At 63.5% G+C, this 16,017-nt stretch carries 11 protein-coding genes and 1 tRNA gene; 8 read left to right on the top strand and 4 right to left on the bottom strand.

What is annotated here, in order from left to right; translation table 11 throughout:
- Positions 1-347 precede the first annotated feature (347 nt).
- Both AB3X86_RS05025 and AB3X86_RS05020 read left to right on the top strand, forming a co-directional pair.
- Positions 348-1,598 (top strand): aspartate kinase, encoded by a 1,251-nt coding sequence (locus tag AB3X86_RS05025; protein ID WP_018435472.1) that lies wholly within the window; start codon positions 348-350, stop codon positions 1,596-1,598.
- A 180-nt stretch (positions 1,599-1,778) separates the two neighbouring features.
- Positions 1,779-1,872, top strand: a tRNA-Ser gene (locus tag AB3X86_RS05020).
- 133 nt (positions 1,873-2,005) lie between these two features.
- Here AB3X86_RS05020 and AB3X86_RS05015 read toward each other — a convergent pair.
- The 3 genes from AB3X86_RS05015 to AB3X86_RS05005 all read right to left on the bottom strand — a co-directional run bounded on the left by AB3X86_RS05015 (position 2,006) and on the right by AB3X86_RS05005 (position 7,029).
- Complete coding sequence (locus AB3X86_RS05015) at positions 2,006-3,190, bottom strand: porin (RefSeq protein WP_368595137.1); 1,185 nt, start codon at positions 3,188-3,190, stop codon at positions 2,006-2,008.
- 97 nt (positions 3,191-3,287) lie between these two features.
- Entirely contained in the window at positions 3,288-5,723 is a 2,436-nt protein-coding gene (locus AB3X86_RS05010; protein WP_368595136.1) for a TIM-barrel domain-containing protein, read from the bottom strand.
- 19 nt (positions 5,724-5,742) lie between these two features.
- A complete protein-coding gene (locus AB3X86_RS05005; RefSeq protein WP_368595135.1) occupies positions 5,743-7,029 on the bottom strand; it encodes an MFS transporter in 1,287 nt (428 codons plus the stop codon).
- A 448-nt stretch (positions 7,030-7,477) separates the two neighbouring features.
- Here AB3X86_RS05005 and AB3X86_RS05000 point away from each other — a divergent pair, with 448 nt between their 5' ends.
- The 6 genes from AB3X86_RS05000 (at position 7,478) to AB3X86_RS04975 (ending at position 14,546) form a co-directional block, all read left to right on the top strand.
- The gene (locus AB3X86_RS05000) at positions 7,478-7,825 is read left to right on the top strand and encodes a hypothetical protein (RefSeq protein WP_176108249.1); all 348 of its coding nucleotides are present in this window, start codon (positions 7,478-7,480) and stop codon (positions 7,823-7,825) included.
- Between the two features lie 182 nt (positions 7,826-8,007).
- Positions 8,008-9,924: an extracellular solute-binding protein gene (locus tag AB3X86_RS04995; RefSeq protein ID WP_368595134.1), complete on the top strand. Its 1,917-nt coding sequence runs from the start codon at positions 8,008-8,010 to the stop codon at positions 9,922-9,924.
- A gap of 49 nt (positions 9,925-9,973) precedes the next feature.
- Complete coding sequence (locus AB3X86_RS04990) at positions 9,974-11,011, top strand: microcin C ABC transporter permease YejB (protein WP_176126412.1); 1,038 nt, start codon at positions 9,974-9,976, stop codon at positions 11,009-11,011.
- A complete protein-coding gene (locus AB3X86_RS04985; protein ID WP_176379186.1) occupies positions 11,011-12,117 on the top strand; it encodes an ABC transporter permease in 1,107 nt (368 codons plus the stop codon). The genes AB3X86_RS04990 and AB3X86_RS04985 overlap by 1 nt, the downstream gene beginning before the upstream one ends.
- Positions 12,114-13,745: an ABC transporter ATP-binding protein gene (locus AB3X86_RS04980; protein WP_368595133.1), complete on the top strand. Its 1,632-nt coding sequence runs from the start codon at positions 12,114-12,116 to the stop codon at positions 13,743-13,745. The genes AB3X86_RS04985 and AB3X86_RS04980 overlap by 4 nt, the downstream gene beginning before the upstream one ends.
- Positions 13,746-13,880: 135 nt before the next feature.
- Positions 13,881-14,546, top strand: a complete 666-nt coding sequence (locus tag AB3X86_RS04975; RefSeq protein WP_368595132.1) for a C40 family peptidase — start codon at positions 13,881-13,883, stop codon at positions 14,544-14,546.
- A 112-nt stretch (positions 14,547-14,658) separates the two neighbouring features.
- Here the strand turns inward: AB3X86_RS04975 and AB3X86_RS04970 are convergent, their stop codons facing one another.
- The gene (locus AB3X86_RS04970; protein ID WP_176108255.1) at positions 14,659-15,603 is read right to left on the bottom strand and encodes a patatin-like phospholipase family protein; all 945 of its coding nucleotides are present in this window, start codon (positions 15,601-15,603) and stop codon (positions 14,659-14,661) included.
- Between the last annotated feature and the right edge of the window lie 414 nt (positions 15,604-16,017).

Below are 16,017 nucleotides of genomic sequence, written 5' to 3'. Positions count from 1 at the left end.
CGATAAAACAGGCCATTGCGGGCCTGATTTGACGCATTTGAACGCTCTGTGCGTCTTGTCTTTTTGCGCCTAATCAGGTACTTTAGCTTGTTTGCCCGACCCGATTTCGCCGTCGCTTTTGTCGCGATCGGTCGTTAGTCCCGGCAGGCGTGCGTGATCCGTCGTCGCCGTTCAAATCCGATCAGCCATTTGCGATTTCATCCCGGGCAAATCCGCGCGTGCTGCACGCGTGCTGCATCTACGCCGCCACACACTTTGCCGCCGTTCACGAGACGTTGCGCCCCTGTGCTTTCTGTGCGGTCGTCTCCAGCGCGCCAGCGCGGTTTATCTTCCAGTTCAGAACGACAATGGCACTCATCGTACACAAATACGGCGGCACCTCGATGGGCTCGGTCGAGCGCATCAAGAACGTCGCCAAGCGAGTCGCGAAATGGCACAAGGCCGGCCACCAGATGGTCGTCGTGCCCTCGGCGATGTCCGGCGAAACCAATCGCCTGCTTGGCCTCGCGAAGGAAATCACGACTCAACCGAGCCCGCGTGAACTCGACATGATCGCCGCCACCGGCGAGCAGGTCAGCTCGGGTCTGCTCGCGATCGCGCTGCAGGAAGCCGGCGTCGAAGCGGTCAGCTACGCAGGCTGGCAGGTGCCGGTCAAAACCGATAGCGCGTTCACGAAAGCGCGCATCAGCGACATCGACGGCGAGCGCGTCAAGCAAGACCTCGCGGCCGGTAGGGTGGTCGTGATCACCGGCTTCCAGGGTATCGACCCCGACGGCCACATCACGACGCTCGGCCGCGGCGGCTCGGACACCTCGGCGGTCGCGGTCGCGGCCGCGCTGAAGGCCGACGAGTGCCTGATCTACACGGACGTCGACGGTGTGTACACGACGGACCCGCGCGTCGTTGAAGAAGCGCGCCGGCTCGACCGCGTGACGTTCGAAGAAATGCTGGAAATGGCCAGCCTGGGTTCGAAGGTGCTGCAGATCCGCTCGGTGGAATTCGCCGGCAAATATCAGGTGAAGACGCGCGTGCTGTCGAGCCTGACCGATCCGCTGATGCCGCTCGACGACGAAATGAAGTCCGGCACCCTGATTACTTTTGAAGAAGACGAGACCATGGAAAAAGCAGTCATCTCGGGCATCGCGTTCCAGCGCGACGAAGCTCGTATCGCCGTGATGGGCGTGCCCGACAAGCCGGGCATCGCGTATCAGATTCTCGGCCCGGTGGCGGACGCGAATATCGACGTCGACATGATCATTCAGAACCAGAGCGTCGAGGGCAAGACAGCGTTCACGTTCACGGTTGGCCGCGGCGACTATGCGCGTGCAATGGAAATCCTCACCGGCACGGTGAAGGCGCACGTGCAGGCTGAGCAGGTGCTGGGCGACCCGAAGGTGTCGAAGGTGTCGGTGGTCGGCGTTGGGATGCGCTCGCACGTCGGCATCGCGAGCAAGATGTTCCGCACGCTGTCGGAAGAGGGCATCAACATTCAGATGATCTCCACTTCCGAAATCAAGATTTCGGTACTGATCGACGAAAAGTACATGGAGCTCGCAGTGCGCGCGCTGCATAAGGCCTTCGAACTCGATCAGGCATAAATTGTGTAAAAAACGGGGCGCTCTAGAGCGCCCCGTTTGTTTTGTGGCGTTCATGTGAACGATTTGCGTCGCGAGACACCTCGTTGGCACAAAAAATGTTCGCTGGACATTGACCTTATCGGCCCGGCCCGCTATTATCTTGGCTTCGTCGCACTGACTCCCTGTGCGACAGAAAGTTTGGGAGACGTGGCCGAGAGGTCGAAGGCACTCCCCTGCTAAGGGAGCATCTGGGCCAAAACCTGGATCGAGGGTTCGAATCCCTCCGTCTCCGCCAGCAATGGCGGCGAAACCCCGCAGAGTCTAGGCTCTGCGGGGTTTTTGTTTTTCGGCGACCGCTGTTTCGTTTCCTCTCACTGCCAGTTATGCAGGCATCCTGATCACTGCATGGCGCTCTGAACACGCGTCGCCTAGAACGCGTGCCGCAACCCCACCATGCCGACGAACTGAGACGGGCCCGACGACGGCGTCGTGTTCTGCGAGTCGCCGACCACCGCGACCGCATCGGCGATGGTCACGCCGCTGCCCGACGCGATCAGCGACTTGCCGCCCGCATGCTGATAGGCCTCGAGCGCGTACAGCGTGGTGCGCGTCGACAGGCTATAAGTCTGTTCGAGCGAGATCTGATGATAGTGCGCCGGGTCAGTGATGCCATTCGCCTGGCTTGCCTGCGTGAAGCTATAGCCGCCGCCGACGGTCACGCTCGGTGTGATCCGGTACGTCGCGATCGCGCCGTACGTGGTGAACACGGCCTTGTCGAAGAACAGCGAGCCGTGGCCCGGCGCGTACTGCACATTCGAGTAGTTGACGCCCACCATCAGATCGTGCCACGTGTAGCGGCCCGCCGCCGCGAACAACTGCGCGCTGCGCGCGCTCGCATAACCGTTGTTGACCGGCGAGTTGATCGCGAAGCTGCCGAGCGCCGCGCTCGTCGCGATGTCCTTCAGCTTCACGTAGCCGGCTGCGAGCGATACCGGCTGGAAGTCATAGCGCAGTGCCGCGCTGAACAGGCTGCCGTTCGCGACGCTGCCGGGCACGCCACCGAGGCCGTACTGCGCACTTGCCTGCAGGCCCGCGATCGTCGGTGATAGATAGGTAACCGAATTGTTGAAGCGCAGCGTCGTGTCGAGGGCGTCGAGATCGCCCGGGTGTGCGCCGGTCGCGCCGGTCAGCACGCCGGTCGGTCCGAGCGCGCCGACCATCTGGAAGTACGGCGTGTACTGGCGACCGAGCGTCACGGTGCCGTAGCGGTCGTTCGCGAGGCCGATGTAGGCCTGGCGGTTGAACAGGTAACCCGCGGTGCTTTGCGCGCCGGTCAGCGAATTGAAGCCGCTCTCGAGCCGGAAGATCGCCTTCGTGCCACTGCCGAGATCTTCCGAGCCGAGGAAGCCGAACTTGCTCGCCTGCAGATTGCCCTGGCTCATGTAGAAGTTCGAATGCCCCTTCTGGTTGCTGGCATAGGCGAACGCATTGTCGACGACGCCGTACAACGCGACGCTGCTTTGCGCAGACGCGCTGGTCGATAACGCGGCGCCCGCGAACGGCAGGCAGCAGAGGACGAACGCGCGGGTGCGCGCGCGCTGGCTGATTTTCATGATTGGGATGTCTCCAGACTGAAGGGACGGCCTGATCCCTCAGGCCGGTGCGGTGTGTCGTTCAGTGCCTAGTAGCGCGAGTCGGTGCTTTTGTGTGTCAGTGCGGCAGCGAAATCGTCAGGCAGCGCCAGCCGTTTGCGGTGTGGTCGGCGTCGAGCGTGCCGTTCGTGCAGGCGATCGCGCGTGTCTCATGCATCGGCACGAACACACGCACTTGCAGCTGCGTGCGATGCTTCCATTGCGGACGCTCGAGCGTCACGCGCAACGTGTTTGCGTCACCCGTCAGCGTGACGTTCCAGCGTCCTTGCTCGCCATTGCGCCAGGCTTCGGTCTCGCCGTCGTCCTCGATCGAGCCGCCTTGCGCGGTGCCCGCGCCGGCATGTGGCACTGCGAGGAATGCGCGCTCGTCGGCGGGGCGGCCGAAATGCTGCTCGGCGATGTTGAGCGGAATCACGCTGCCTTCGCGCAGCAGGAACACCGGCCGCTCGATAGGCGCGGGCAGCGTGACGGTCTGGCCGCCGTCGAATGCTTCGCCGCTCCAGTACGACACCCAGCGCGAACCGGCGGGCAGATACACGTCGCGCGTGCTCCGGGCCGGATCGACCACCGGCGCGACCAGCATCGACGAGCCGAGCATCATGTCGTCGCCGTCGACGAGGCAGCGCGGATCGCGCGGAAACTCCGCGAACAGCGGCCGCAGCACCGGTTCGTACGCGCTATGCGATTGCCACAGCAGCTCGTACAGGTAAGGGATCAGCCGATAGCGCAGCTTGATCAGGTCCGCCACGTGCCGCGTGACTTCCGGATGCATCCACGGCTCGTTGACGGTGCCGTCGTCGTTCCACGAGTGAATCGAAAAGCGCGGCAGGAAAATGCCGAACGCGACCCAGCGCGCGAACAGCTCCGGCTGCGGCGCCGGACCCGAGAAGCCGCCGATGTCATGGCCGCTATTCGACACGCCCGACATCGCGAGCCCGAGGCCCATCTTCAGATTGAAGCGCAGCGTTTCCCACGACGTGTAGTTGTCGCCCGACCACGTCTGTACATAACGATGCATGCCCACGCCGCCCGAGCGCGATACGAGGAACGGACGCTTATCGGGCGCATGCTCGCGCTGCGCGTCGTGCGACGCGCGCATCATCAGCTGCGTTTGCAGCACCTTAGCCTGATGTGCCGGATACGGCTTGCCGAAGCCGTGCGCAATTGCATGCGGCGACCAGATCTCGAACTCGTTGTTGTCGTTCCAGGTGGCCGCGATGCCATATTCGAGCAGCGCGTCCTTCACGCGCGCCTTCCACCAGTCGATCGTCGCGGGATTCGTGAAGTCGAGATACGCGCCGACTTCGTCCCAGAACTGCACCCATGCGGGCTCGCCGTCGGGCGCTTCGATCAACAGGCCGGCCTGCGCGACGTCGTCGAACGCGGGGTGATCCTGCAGCAGACACGGCTTGATGTTCGCGCACAGACGCACGCCGTGATCGAGATAGCTCTGCACGAAGCCTTCGATGTCCGGAAACTTCTCGTGGTTCCAGTTGAACACGTAGCGCTTCGGCCCGATCGACGTATAGCCCGATGACAGATGGAACGAGTCGCACAGCACGTCGTGCTCGCGGCAGCGCTCGATGAATTCGCCCATCTGCTGTTGCGCGTCCGGTGCGTCGGTGTAGCTCATCGTCGAGCCCGAGTAGCCGAGGCCCCACTTCGGCATCCACGCGGGACGTCCGGTGAGCCACGTGAAGCGGCGCACCGCGTCGAGCGGCGAGCCGGGCGACGCGATGAAGTAGTAGTCGAGATCGCCATGCTCGGCGATGAAGTGCCGATAGTGACCGTGATAGTTGTCGAGCTCACGGCCCATGTCGAAGCGGCAATCGGCGAGCGTGTCGTAGAACAGGCCAAAGCCGGTCGACGTCTGCGGCTGCCACGTCACGTAGAACGGGATGTGTTTGTATAGCGGGTCCGTGGTGCGTGCGCTGTAGCCCATCGCGTCGATGTTGCGCATCTCGTAGCTTTGCTGCGCGCGATCGAGCGAGCCGGCACGCTCGCCGAGGCCCACGTACATTTCGTCGCGGCGCCGCTCGACGTAGTGATAGACGCGCGAGTCCCACCAGCCGAAGTTGTACGCCTGGGTCTTGCGATCGCACATTACGCGATGCCACGTGCCTTCGTGCAGGATGTCCCATGCGCAGGCGCCGCCTTCGAGCGTGACGCTCACGCGTACGCGCGCCGTTTCGATCGCCACGTGGCCGGCTGCTTCGTTCACCGTGAACGGCGGCGGCATAAAGCCGCTCAGGTCGCGGCGCTCGCGGCCTTCGAGCGGCACGTCGTCCGCGCCGGGCGCGATCGCCCACGTGCGCGGACCGTGCGTTTCGCCGTCCGGCAGCACGAGCACGCGGATGATGTCCTCGGCGAGCACGAATAGCTCGATGCGGCAATTCGGCTGCGCGCTCAGCACGACCGGGTTGGCCGCGGGGTTGCCAGCGTTGGAAGCAAGTGCGAAGCGCGGCGGATGTTTGAGATTGATCTGTGAACGCATGACGAGTCTTCGAGGGAGATCAGGTAGCGGTGTTGACGCTCAGGTCGGCGCGGCGCGCGCGGCCGTGGCGCGGCACACCGCGCATCAGGATGATCAGCAGCGCCGCGCCGATGATGTCGAACGCGCCGAGCGCGCCGAACAGCGGCGTGTAGCCGATCGAATCGGCGAGCGCGCCGACCATCAGCGAGAAGCCGAGGCCGCCGATCCACGCGGCCATGCCCGCGAAGCCGGCGACGGTGCCGACCTCGCCGGGATCGAATACGTCGGCGGCGAGCGTGTTGACGAGCGCCGAGATCATCTGGTGCGCGAAGCCGCCGACGCAGAAGAGGGCGATCGCCTGGTACGGCGACGCGACGAGACCGATCGACGCCGGGCCGAGCATCATCAGCGCGCCGAGCACCACGCCCGAGATGCGCGACCAGATCAGCGGCACGCGAAAATGCTTCATTAGGAACGGCGACAGATAGCCGCCGAACAGGCCGCCGAGGTCCGCGGCGAGAAACGGCAGCCACGCGAACAGAGCGATTTGCTTCAGATCCATATGACGCTGCGTGGCGAGATAGAGCGGAATCCAGAAGCTGAACGTTTGCCACGCGGGTTCGGCAAAAAAGCGTGCCTGCGCGATCGCCCAGAAACGGCGCGTGCGCAGTACTTCACGCACGCTCGCGCGGCGTGCCGCGGGCGGTGCCTGGCCTTCGACGATCGCCGTGCGCTCGGCGTCACTCACGCGCTTGTGCTCGGTGGGCGAGCGGTACAGCACGAACCATGCGGCGGCCCAGAAGAAGCCGAGCGCGCCGGTCACTGCAAACGCGCTCTGCCAGCCGTAGCGCAGCGACAGGAACACGACGAGGGGCGGCGCGAGCAGCGAGCCGAACGAGGTGCCCGCGTTGAAATAGCCGACCGCGACGGATTTCTCGCGATCGGGAAACCATTCGGCGACGACCTTCATGCCAGCCGGAATCGCGACCGCTTCGGACAGACCCATGAAGCCGCGCAACGCGGCGAGCGAAAGCCAGCTGCCCGCGAAGCTATGGAACACGCCGGTCAGCGACCACAGGCACGCGAACAATGCGAAACCGAGGCGTAGGCCGATCAGATCGATGATCAGCCCGCAGACGGGCTGCATCACCGTATAGCCGACCTGGAACGCGCCGACCACGTACGAGTACTGCCGCGTATTCATGTGCAGCAGCTTCATCAGCTCGGGCGCCATCACGCCGAGCGCGTTGCGCGACAGATAGTTGACGATCGTCCCAACGCAAACGAGGGCGATGATCCACCAGCGCAATCCCTTGATCGTTTTCAAAATCAGTCTCCGTGGCGCATTGAGCGGTTGCTTCCGAGGCGGCGCTCGGAAATGCGCGAATTCGAACATTTATTGAAGTCATCCTACCACTTGGAACCCGGCTTGATATTCGGGAAAACCATAGCTCAGGCGGCATTTTCATTGATTTTTCGAGGTAATTCGATAATCTTTGTCAGAATTTTTGAAAGGTGATCGGATGACTGCGATCCGAAATGCGAGCGTGAATGTTCTTTCGAACATGGAATGTTCGTTTGCGGTAAGCCGGCCAGACCTCTGCCGCCGGCCCCGCCGGAAGCGTTTTTTCACCGCCGTATGGCGGATGTAACCAGACATTACGCCGCAGTCGGTCAGGCGATTTTCAGCATCAGTTATTACAAAGTTGAAATACGCGTGTTGCTGCCTTGCGTTATATTTCCGCCAACAAAACATGTTCGTACAAAGGTGATCAATGAAGTCCGTTCGTCTGGTTCCGCTGATGCTCGGGGTGTTCACGTTGGCTGCATCGGGTGCCGCGATGGCCGCGGGGCTCAACGTCGGAGTCAATATCGGCATTCCCGCGCCGGTCTACGTCGCACCGGCTCCGGTCTACGCACCGCCGCCGCCTCCGCCGCCTCCCGTCGTCTATCAGCCGGCTCCCGTGTACTACGGCGGTCCGCAGATCGTGATCGGCTGGCATGGCGACCGTTACTGGGATGGCAGTCGCTACTGGGCGCGCGACGACTGGTATCGCCATCATCCGCCGGGCCACGGCGACTATTGGCGCGGTCACTATGACCAGCATCGCGGCTGGCACTGAGCCGGCACCGCGGCGCGCTAGCTGGCTGCTGCGACATCAGAACCGCCCTTCGAGGGCGGTTTTTGTTTTCTGCGCTGAAACATCGATAACTGATGCGTTTCGTCGCAGTCGCCCGCCGGATCGCGCAAGCTAATTGGGTAGAATCCCCCACATCGCCACTGCCCACTTACCAGCACGACTCCATGACAACTGGCTCGCGACGGGTTCAAACGCCTCAGGGACTTCGACACAGCGTGCTCCACGGACCCTTGCGCGCCGCGTTCGCCGTCGCGCTGCTGTGCGCGAGTCTGCTCGCGGCGCCGCATGCGCATGCCGCCCATGCGATCGCGCAATACGGCGAGCCGAAATATCCGGCCGGCTTCAGACACTTCGACTACGTCAATCCCGATGCTCCGAAAGGCGGCACGCTCGTGCTCGCGAACCCGAGCCGTCTGACGAGCTTCGACAAGTTCAATCCATTCACGCTGCGCGGCAATGCGGCGCCGGGCCTCGAATTGATGTTCGAGAGCCTGACGATCGGCAGCAGCGACGAAGTCGCGTCGGCTTATGGGCTGCTCGCCGACGACATCGTCGTCGCGCCCGACGGCCTGTCGGTCACGTTCCGCATTAATTCGCGCGCGCGCTTTTCGAATGGCGAGCCCGTGACCGCCGACGACGTCAAGTTCTCGCTCGATACGCTGAAGAGCCCGCAGGCCGCGCCGCAGTTCGCATCGCTTTTCAGCGAGATCAAGGGCGCGGTCGTCGTCGATCCGGCCACAGTGCGCTTCGAGTTTCGCGAGCGCAATCGCGAGTTGCCGCTGCTCGCGGGCAGCATGCCGGTGTTCTCGCGCAAGTGGGGGTTGAAGCCCGACGGCAGCCGCGTTCCGTTCGATCAGCTTGCGTTCGAAAAGCCGATCGGCAGCGGGCCGTATCTGATCGACAGCTTCGACAACGGCCGCACGATCACGTTTAAGCGCGACCCGAACTACTGGGGCGCCGATCTGCCGGTGCGCGTCGGCATGTACAACTTCGATCGCATCGTCTACAAGCTGTATGCGGATAGCACCGCGCGGCTGGAGGCGTTCAAGGCGGGCGAGTACGACGCGCTGGTCGAATACATCGCGCGTAACTGGGTGCGGCGTGACGTCGGCAAGAGGTTCGACAGCGGCGAGTTGATCAAGCGCGAGTTTGCGCAGCACAACGGCACCGGCATGCAGGGCTTTTTCCTGAACACGCGCCGGCCGCTGTTCCAGGACGTGCGGGTGCGCAAGGCGCTCGATCTCGCGCTCGACTTTCAATGGCTGAACCGCCAGCTGTTTTTCAGCCAGTACACGCGCATTGATAGCTATTTCGCCAATACCGAATGGCAGGCGAAGGGGCTGCCGTCGCCCGGCGAACTCGCGCTGCTCGAGCCGTTTCGCGCCCAGCTCGACCCGGCGGTATTCGGGCCGCTGCCGAAGCAGCCCGATACCGATCCGCCCGGCACGCTGCGCGCGAATCTGCTAGAGGCACGCGATCTGCTGCAGCAGGCCGGCTGGACCTATCGGGACGGCGCGCTGCGCAACGCCAAGGGCGAGCCGTTCCAGTTCGAGATACTCGACGACGCGGGTTCGGCCTCGTCGATGGAGCCGATCATCGCGACTTTCACGCGCAATCTGCAGAAGCTCGGCATTACCGTGAACTTCCGCACTACCGACTTCGCGGTCTATCAGAAGCGGCTCGACGCATTCGATTTCGACGTAACGACGATTCGGATGCCCGACGTGCAGGTGCCGGGCTCCGAGCAGATCACCCGCTTCGGCAGCAAGGCCGCCGATACCCCCGGCTCGGACAACGCGATCGGCCTGAAGTCGCCGGCCGTCGACGCGGTGTTGAACGCGCTCGTACACGCGCAATCACGCGAGCAGCTGACCGACGCTGCGCACGCGCTCGACCGTCTGCTGATGCATGGCTACTATGTGGTGCCGCACTGGTACAGCGGCACGCATCGCGTCGCCTACAAGCGCGGACTCGCGTGGCCGAAGACTTTGCCGCTGTACTATGGCGCGGAGGGCTGGATCACGACGATGTGGTGGTACGAAGATCCGCAAGCGCATGCGCACACGGCCAGCGCCGACTGATCCGCAGACCCATCGCCCCCACCAACGCGTTCGCACTGGAACACCGCCTATGTGGAGCTACATCCTCAAACGCCTGCTGCTGATGATCCCGACGCTGCTCGGCGTGCTGACGCTGACCTTCGTCGTGATCCAGTTCGTGCCGGGCGGCCCCGTCGAGCAGATGCAGCACGAACTGCGCAAGGGCGCGGAGGGCGCCTCGCCGTTCGGTTTGCGTTCGCATAGCGGCGTCGATGCGCAGCAGATCGCGCAACTGAAGCAGCTGTACGGTTTCGACAAGCCGCCGCTCGAACGCTACGGGCTGATGCTCAAGCGCTTCGCGACCTTCGATCTCGGCCAGAGCTATTTCCGGCATCAGAGCGTGTGGTCGCTGATCGTGTCGAAGCTGCCGGTGTCGATCAGCATCGGCCTGTGGACGTTCTTTCTGACCTATCTGATATCGGTGCCGCTCGGCATCGCGAAGGCGGTGCGCAACGGCTCGCACTTCGATATCGCGACGAGCCTCGTCGTGCTGGTCGGCTACGCGATTCCGGGCTTCGTGCTCGGCGTGCTGCTGCTCGTGCTGTTCGGCGGCGGCACGTTCCTGCAGCTGTTTCCGCTGCGCAACCTCACGTCCGACAACTGGGACCAGCTGAGCCTCATCGGCAAAATCCTCGACTATCTGTGGCATATCACGTTGCCGATCACGGCGTCGGTAGTGGGCAGCTTCGCGGTCGTCACGATGCTGACGAAAAACGCGTTCCTCGACGAAATCCGCAAGCAGTACGTGCTGACCGCGCGCGCGAAAGGTTTGTCCGAGCGGCGCGTGTTGTGGAAGCACGTGTTTCGTAATGCGCTACTGCCGCTGATCGTCAATTTCCCGGGTGCTTTCATCGGCGCGTTCTTCACCGGCAGCCTGCTGATCGAAACGCTGTTCTCTCTCGACGGGCTCGGCTTGCTGTCGTATGAATCGGTGATGCGGCGCGACTATCCGGTCGTGCTCGGCACGCTGTATCTGTTCACGCTGATCGGCCTCGTCACGCGACTGATCTCCGACCTGTGTTACGTGTGGGTCGATCCCCGCATCCAATTCGAACAACTGGAGCGCTGATGAATCGAGCCCGCCTTTCCGCCGATGCGGCGGCACGCACCGAACCCGCGCGCGCACTGATGTCGCCGTCGCCGGCGCGTCGCGTGTGGCAGCGGTTTCGCCAGCAGCGTCTCGGCTACTGGAGCCTGGTCATCTTCGTCGTCGCGTTCGCGGCGAGCCTCGTGGGGCCGCTGTGGTCGAACGACAAGCCGGTCGTCGTGCGCTATGACGGTCATCTCTATTTTCCGCTCGTGAAGACCTACGCCGAGACCACCTTCGGTGGCGACTTCCCGACGCCGACCGATTACCTCGATCCGTACATCCGTCACCGCTTCGACGCGCCGGGCAACTTCGCGCTGTATCCGCCGAATCATTACTACTACGACACGCTCAACTACTTCTCGAAGGCGCCCAACCCGGCGCCGCCGTCGCGCGAAAACTGGCTCGGTACCGACGACCGCGGCCGCGATCTGTTCGCGCGTCTGCTGTACGGCTTCGGCGTGTCGGTCGTGTTCGGCCTCGTGCTGACCGTGATCAGCACGATAGTCGGCATCGTTGCCGGGGCGGTGCAAGGCTACTTCGGGGGCCGAACGGATATCGTCGGGCAGCGGTTGATCGAAGTCTGGAACGCGATGCCTCAGCTTTATCTGCTGATCATCTTTTCGTCGATCTTCGAGCGCAGCTTTGCGCTCTTGATCGTGCTGCTGTCGCTGTTCAACTGGATCGGACTGTCCGATTACGTGCGCGCCGAATTCCTGCGCAATCGCCAGCAGGATTATGTGCGCGCCGCGCGCGCGATGGGCCTGTCGCATTGGCAGATCATGTGGCGTCATGTGTTGCCCAACAGTCTGACGCCGGTCATCACGTTCCTGCCGTTCAGCATGAGCAGCGCGATTCTCGCGCTGACGAGTCTCGACTTCCTCGGCCTCGGCGTGCCGCCGCCGACGCCGAGCTTGGGCGAGTTGCTCGCTCAGGGCAAGGCGAATCTCGACGCATGGTGGATCTCCATGTCGACCTTCGGCGTGCTGGTGGCGATGCTGTTGCTATTGACCTTCATGGGCGACGCGCTGCGCAACGCGCTCGACACGCGTATCTCCGATGCGATACACGCCGGAGGTGGCCAATGAGCGCGCTGCCGCAAATCGATCCGCCATCGACGGATATGCCGCTGCTCGAACTCGACCATCTGCGCGTCGCGTTCGGCGACACGGTGGCCGTCGACGACGTCACGCTCGCGATCGCGCGCGGCGAGCGCGTCGCGCTCGTCGGCGAGTCGGGTTCGGGCAAGAGCGTGACCGCGCTGTCGGTGCTGCGCCTGCTGAACGACGCGCAGGTGAGCGGCGCGATCCGCTTCGATGGTGAAGATCTGCTCGCGAAGAGCGAGCGCTCGATGCGCGGCCTGCGCGGCTCGGACATCGCGATGATCTTCCAGGAGCCGATGACCGCGCTCAACCCGCTGTACACGATCGGCGACCAGATTGCCGAGACGATCGTCGTGCATGACGGCGTCAGCGTGGCCGAGGCGTGCCGGCGTGCCGTCGCGTTGCTTGCGCGCACCGGCATCACCGAACCGGAGAAGCGCGTCAACAGCTATCCACATCAGCTGTCGGGCGGCCAGCGGCAGCGCGCGATGATCGCGATGGCGCTCGCCTGCCGGCCGCGCCTGTTGCTCGCCGACGAGCCGACCACTGCGCTCGACGTGACGATTCGCGCGCAGATCGTCGAACTGCTGCTCGAGTTGCAGCGCGACGAAGCGCAAAAGCGCGGCATGGCCGTGCTGCTGATCACGCACGACCTGAACCTGGTGCGTCACTTCGCGCAGCGCGTCGCGGTGATGGAGCGGGGGGTGCTGGTCGAAACCGGCACGGTCGAGCAGGTCTTCGAGGCGCCGCGCCATCCGTATACCCAGCGCCTGCTCGCCAGCCGGCCGCAACGCGAGGTCGCGCCAGTGCTGCCGATCTCGCCGGTGCTGCTCGAAGCTCGCGATGTGTCGGTCGACTTCAAAACGAAGCTGCCGGGCCTGCGCGGCTGGTTCGGCGCGGGGCGGTTTCGTGCGGTCGACTCGGCGAACGTGTCGGTACGCCAGGGCGAGACGCTCGGGATCGTCGGCGAATCAGGGTCGGGCAAGTCGACACTCGCGATGGCGCTGCTCGGTCTGCAGCGCACCGCGCACGGCGAGATCCAGTTTCAGGGCAGGGCGCTCGCGAGCTATCGCGGCGCCGAAAAGACCGCGCTGCGCTCGAATATGCAGGTTGTCTTTCAAGACCCTTTTAGTTCGCTTTCGCCGCGGCAGACGATCGAGCGGATCGTCGGCGAGGGGCTCGCGCTGCATCGGCCGCAGATGACGCCGCGGGCGCGGCGCGACAAGGTGCTCGCGGTGCTGCGTGAAGTCGGCATCGACCGCACCGCGCTGTATCGCTATCCGCATGAGTTTTCGGGCGGGCAGCGGCAGCGCATCGCGATCGCGCGCGCGCTGGTACTCGAGCCGCGCGTGCTGATCCTCGACGAACCGACCAGCGCGCTCGACGTCTCGATTCAGCAGCAGGTGCTCAAGCTGCTCACCGGTTTGCAGCACAAGTACAACCTCGGCTTCGTGTTCATCAGTCACGATCTGGAGGTGATCGGGGCGATGGCGCACCGCGTGGTGGTGATGCAAAACGGATCGATCGTCGAGACCGGCGAAGTCGAGAAAATTTTTGCGACACCCGCGCATCCTTACACTAGAAAGCTGCTGAAAGCGGCGCTTGATCGTTGATTTTTCACCATTTCACCAATTGAGTGCGCGTCTCGATTGATTTTTTCTATTCCTTTTGACACGCAAATACTTACTGGCTAGTATCGACCAAACTTTTTCGTAGACGTCTGATTTTTTGGCAAAAACTACCGACCAATGCAGCACAGAAACTTCACCCAGGCTTGCACGCGCGTCGTCGCCGGGATGTTCACTGGCGTCTTGATGGCAGCAGCTCCCGGCGCATTCGCCGATGAAGTAAGCGGTTTTAATCAGAATGCCTCGTATCCGACCACCAACGGCTCGGATCCTCTCTCCCTCCTCACTCCCCAACCCAAGGCTGCTAGCACCGAGAGCAGCGGCGCCAAATCCTTCCTTTCCGGTATGGCCGGCAAAGCGGGTGACGTGGTGGTCGGCGCGCTGAACATGATCGGCGTTCGCTACCGTTGGGGCGGCAATACGCCAGATTCAGGGCTTGATTGCAGCGGTTTCGTGCGCTACGTGTTCCAGGACACGCTCGGCCTCGCGCTGCCGCGTCGTGCCGAGGAAATGAGCCGGATGGGCGAGAAGGTGCGCGTCAGCGACCTCAAGCCGGGCGATCTGGTGTTCTTCAATACGATGCGCCGCACGTTCTCGCACGTCGGCATCTATATCGGCGACAACAAGTTCGTGCACTCGCCGTCCACCGGCAGCACGATCCGCGTCGACGACATGGATGACGGCTACTGGGAAAAGCGCTTCACGGGTGCGCGTCGGATCGAGACTTCGTATCAGGCCGACGATCTGCGCAAGCGCGTGACCGCGACGATCAGCGGAAATAACTAATTCCGCGCTGAGTCCGGCGATAAAAAAGCCTGCTTCGTTCGAAGCAGGCTTTTTGCATTTGATGCGCGAGTTTTGCCCTGGTGGCGCACGGCGACTGTGCGCCACGAGGTTTTCAGGCGCCCATGCGCCGCGCGGCGAGCTTGCGCTGCAATTCCGGCATCATCTTCGCGACCGCTTCCTCGCCGGCGAGGATCGCCGCGTTGCGCTGTGAGAAATCACTGCCGCTCATCGCCGCGAGATTCGGCCGGATCACCACGTCGGCGTACTTGTCGAGCTCGTAGGCCTTGATCGTCTGGCCCATGATCGTGAAGGTCTGCATCAGCACGTCGAACGAGCTCGTGGTGAGGCCAGTCTCCGGCCGCTGCGAGATATCGACGGCGATGACGAAATCCCCGCCCATCTTGCGCGCGAACGACGCCGGTACGGGGCTCACGAGACCCCCATCCACATACTCGTGGCCGCCGATCTTCACCGGCTCGAAAATCGACGGCACGCTGCACGACGCGCGCACCGCGGTGCCAGTGTTGCCGCGCTGGAACAGGATCGGCTGGCCGGTTTGCAGATCGGTCGCGACTACGCCGAGGGGCCTCGCCATCTTCTCGATCGGGCGGTTGTTCAGCGTCGTGTTCAGGTAGTTCTGCAGCGCGACGCCCTGGAGGAAGCCGCGCGTACGAAACGGCATCGCCCAGTCGCTGATCGACGCTTCGTCCATCGACAGCGCGAGCTTGTTCAGCGCGAAACCGTTCATGCCCGACGCGTACAGCGCGCCGACCACGGAGCCGGCGCTCGTGCCGGCGATCAGGTCGATCTGGATATTGCGCGCCTCGAGCGCCTTGATCACGCCGATGTGCGCAAAGCCGCGCGCGGCGCCGCCGCCGAGAGCGAGCGCGACGCGAACCGGTTTCTGTTGCGCTTTTTCAGGCGGCGCAACGGCGGGCGTCGCGGTGATGGGCGCGCCATTGAGTTTGCCGTTGGTCGTGGTGCAGGCGGCAAGCACTGCGGATGCGGCCGCCAGCGAAAAGCTGCGGCGGCTCAAACTTGGGGATGAGGGTTTCAACGAGTTCTCCAGCAACGGCGCGGGCGACGCAGGCGGCGTCGCGCGTACCGCGATCAGGCTGAGGTCAGGCGAGGCGTATCGCCGGTGGCGATACCGCGCGCTGAAGAGTGTCCCGTTCCTATCGGATCGATGTGCGGGGCAAGCCCTTATATCAGCGCGCGCACATCTTAATGCAAACGATCGGCGCGCGCGGTCCGCTGTAATGAAACGTTGCAGAGGAAGTATTCGGAACTGGGGCCGCGTCTTTTCAAGATGAGTTCGGTGAGCGGAGGGAAGGTGCCTGCGCAGGTGTCCGGACGCCGTTCGCCCATGCGCCTTAGGCCGTTCGGCCGAGGGCGGCCACCCGCGGGCGGAAGGTATAATTCGCCTCTTGCATCTATTTCCCTCGTGGCCGTGCGCGACATCGCGCGCAGC

It is taken from the genome of Paraburkholderia sp. BR14374 (genome assembly GCF_040948685.1).
Classification (GTDB): Bacteria; Pseudomonadota; Gammaproteobacteria; order Burkholderiales; family Burkholderiaceae; genus Paraburkholderia; species Paraburkholderia youngii.
Note: the sequence above shows the minus strand (reverse complement) of the source record. Positions and strands in the feature narration are given on the sequence as shown.

Coding starts and splice junctions, on each gene's coding strand:
- AB3X86_RS04995 (WP_368595134.1), top strand. CDS start 8,008: ATGACAACTGGCTCGCGACGGGTTCAAACGCCTCAGGGACTTCGACAC.
- AB3X86_RS04990 (WP_176126412.1), top strand. CDS start 9,974: ATGTGGAGCTACATCCTCAAACGCCTGCTGCTGATGATCCCGACGCTG.
- AB3X86_RS05015 (WP_368595137.1), bottom strand. CDS start 3,190: ATGAAAATCAGCCAGCGCGCGCGCACCCGCGCGTTCGTCCTCTGCTGC.
- AB3X86_RS04985 (WP_176379186.1), top strand. CDS start 11,011: ATGAATCGAGCCCGCCTTTCCGCCGATGCGGCGGCACGCACCGAACCC.
- AB3X86_RS05000 (WP_176108249.1), top strand. CDS start 7,478: ATGAAGTCCGTTCGTCTGGTTCCGCTGATGCTCGGGGTGTTCACGTTG.
- AB3X86_RS05025 (WP_018435472.1), top strand. CDS start 348: ATGGCACTCATCGTACACAAATACGGCGGCACCTCGATGGGCTCGGTC.
- AB3X86_RS05010 (WP_368595136.1), bottom strand. CDS start 5,723: ATGCGTTCACAGATCAATCTCAAACATCCGCCGCGCTTCGCACTTGCT.
- AB3X86_RS04980 (WP_368595133.1), top strand. CDS start 12,114: ATGAGCGCGCTGCCGCAAATCGATCCGCCATCGACGGATATGCCGCTG.
- AB3X86_RS04975 (WP_368595132.1), top strand. CDS start 13,881: ATGCAGCACAGAAACTTCACCCAGGCTTGCACGCGCGTCGTCGCCGGG.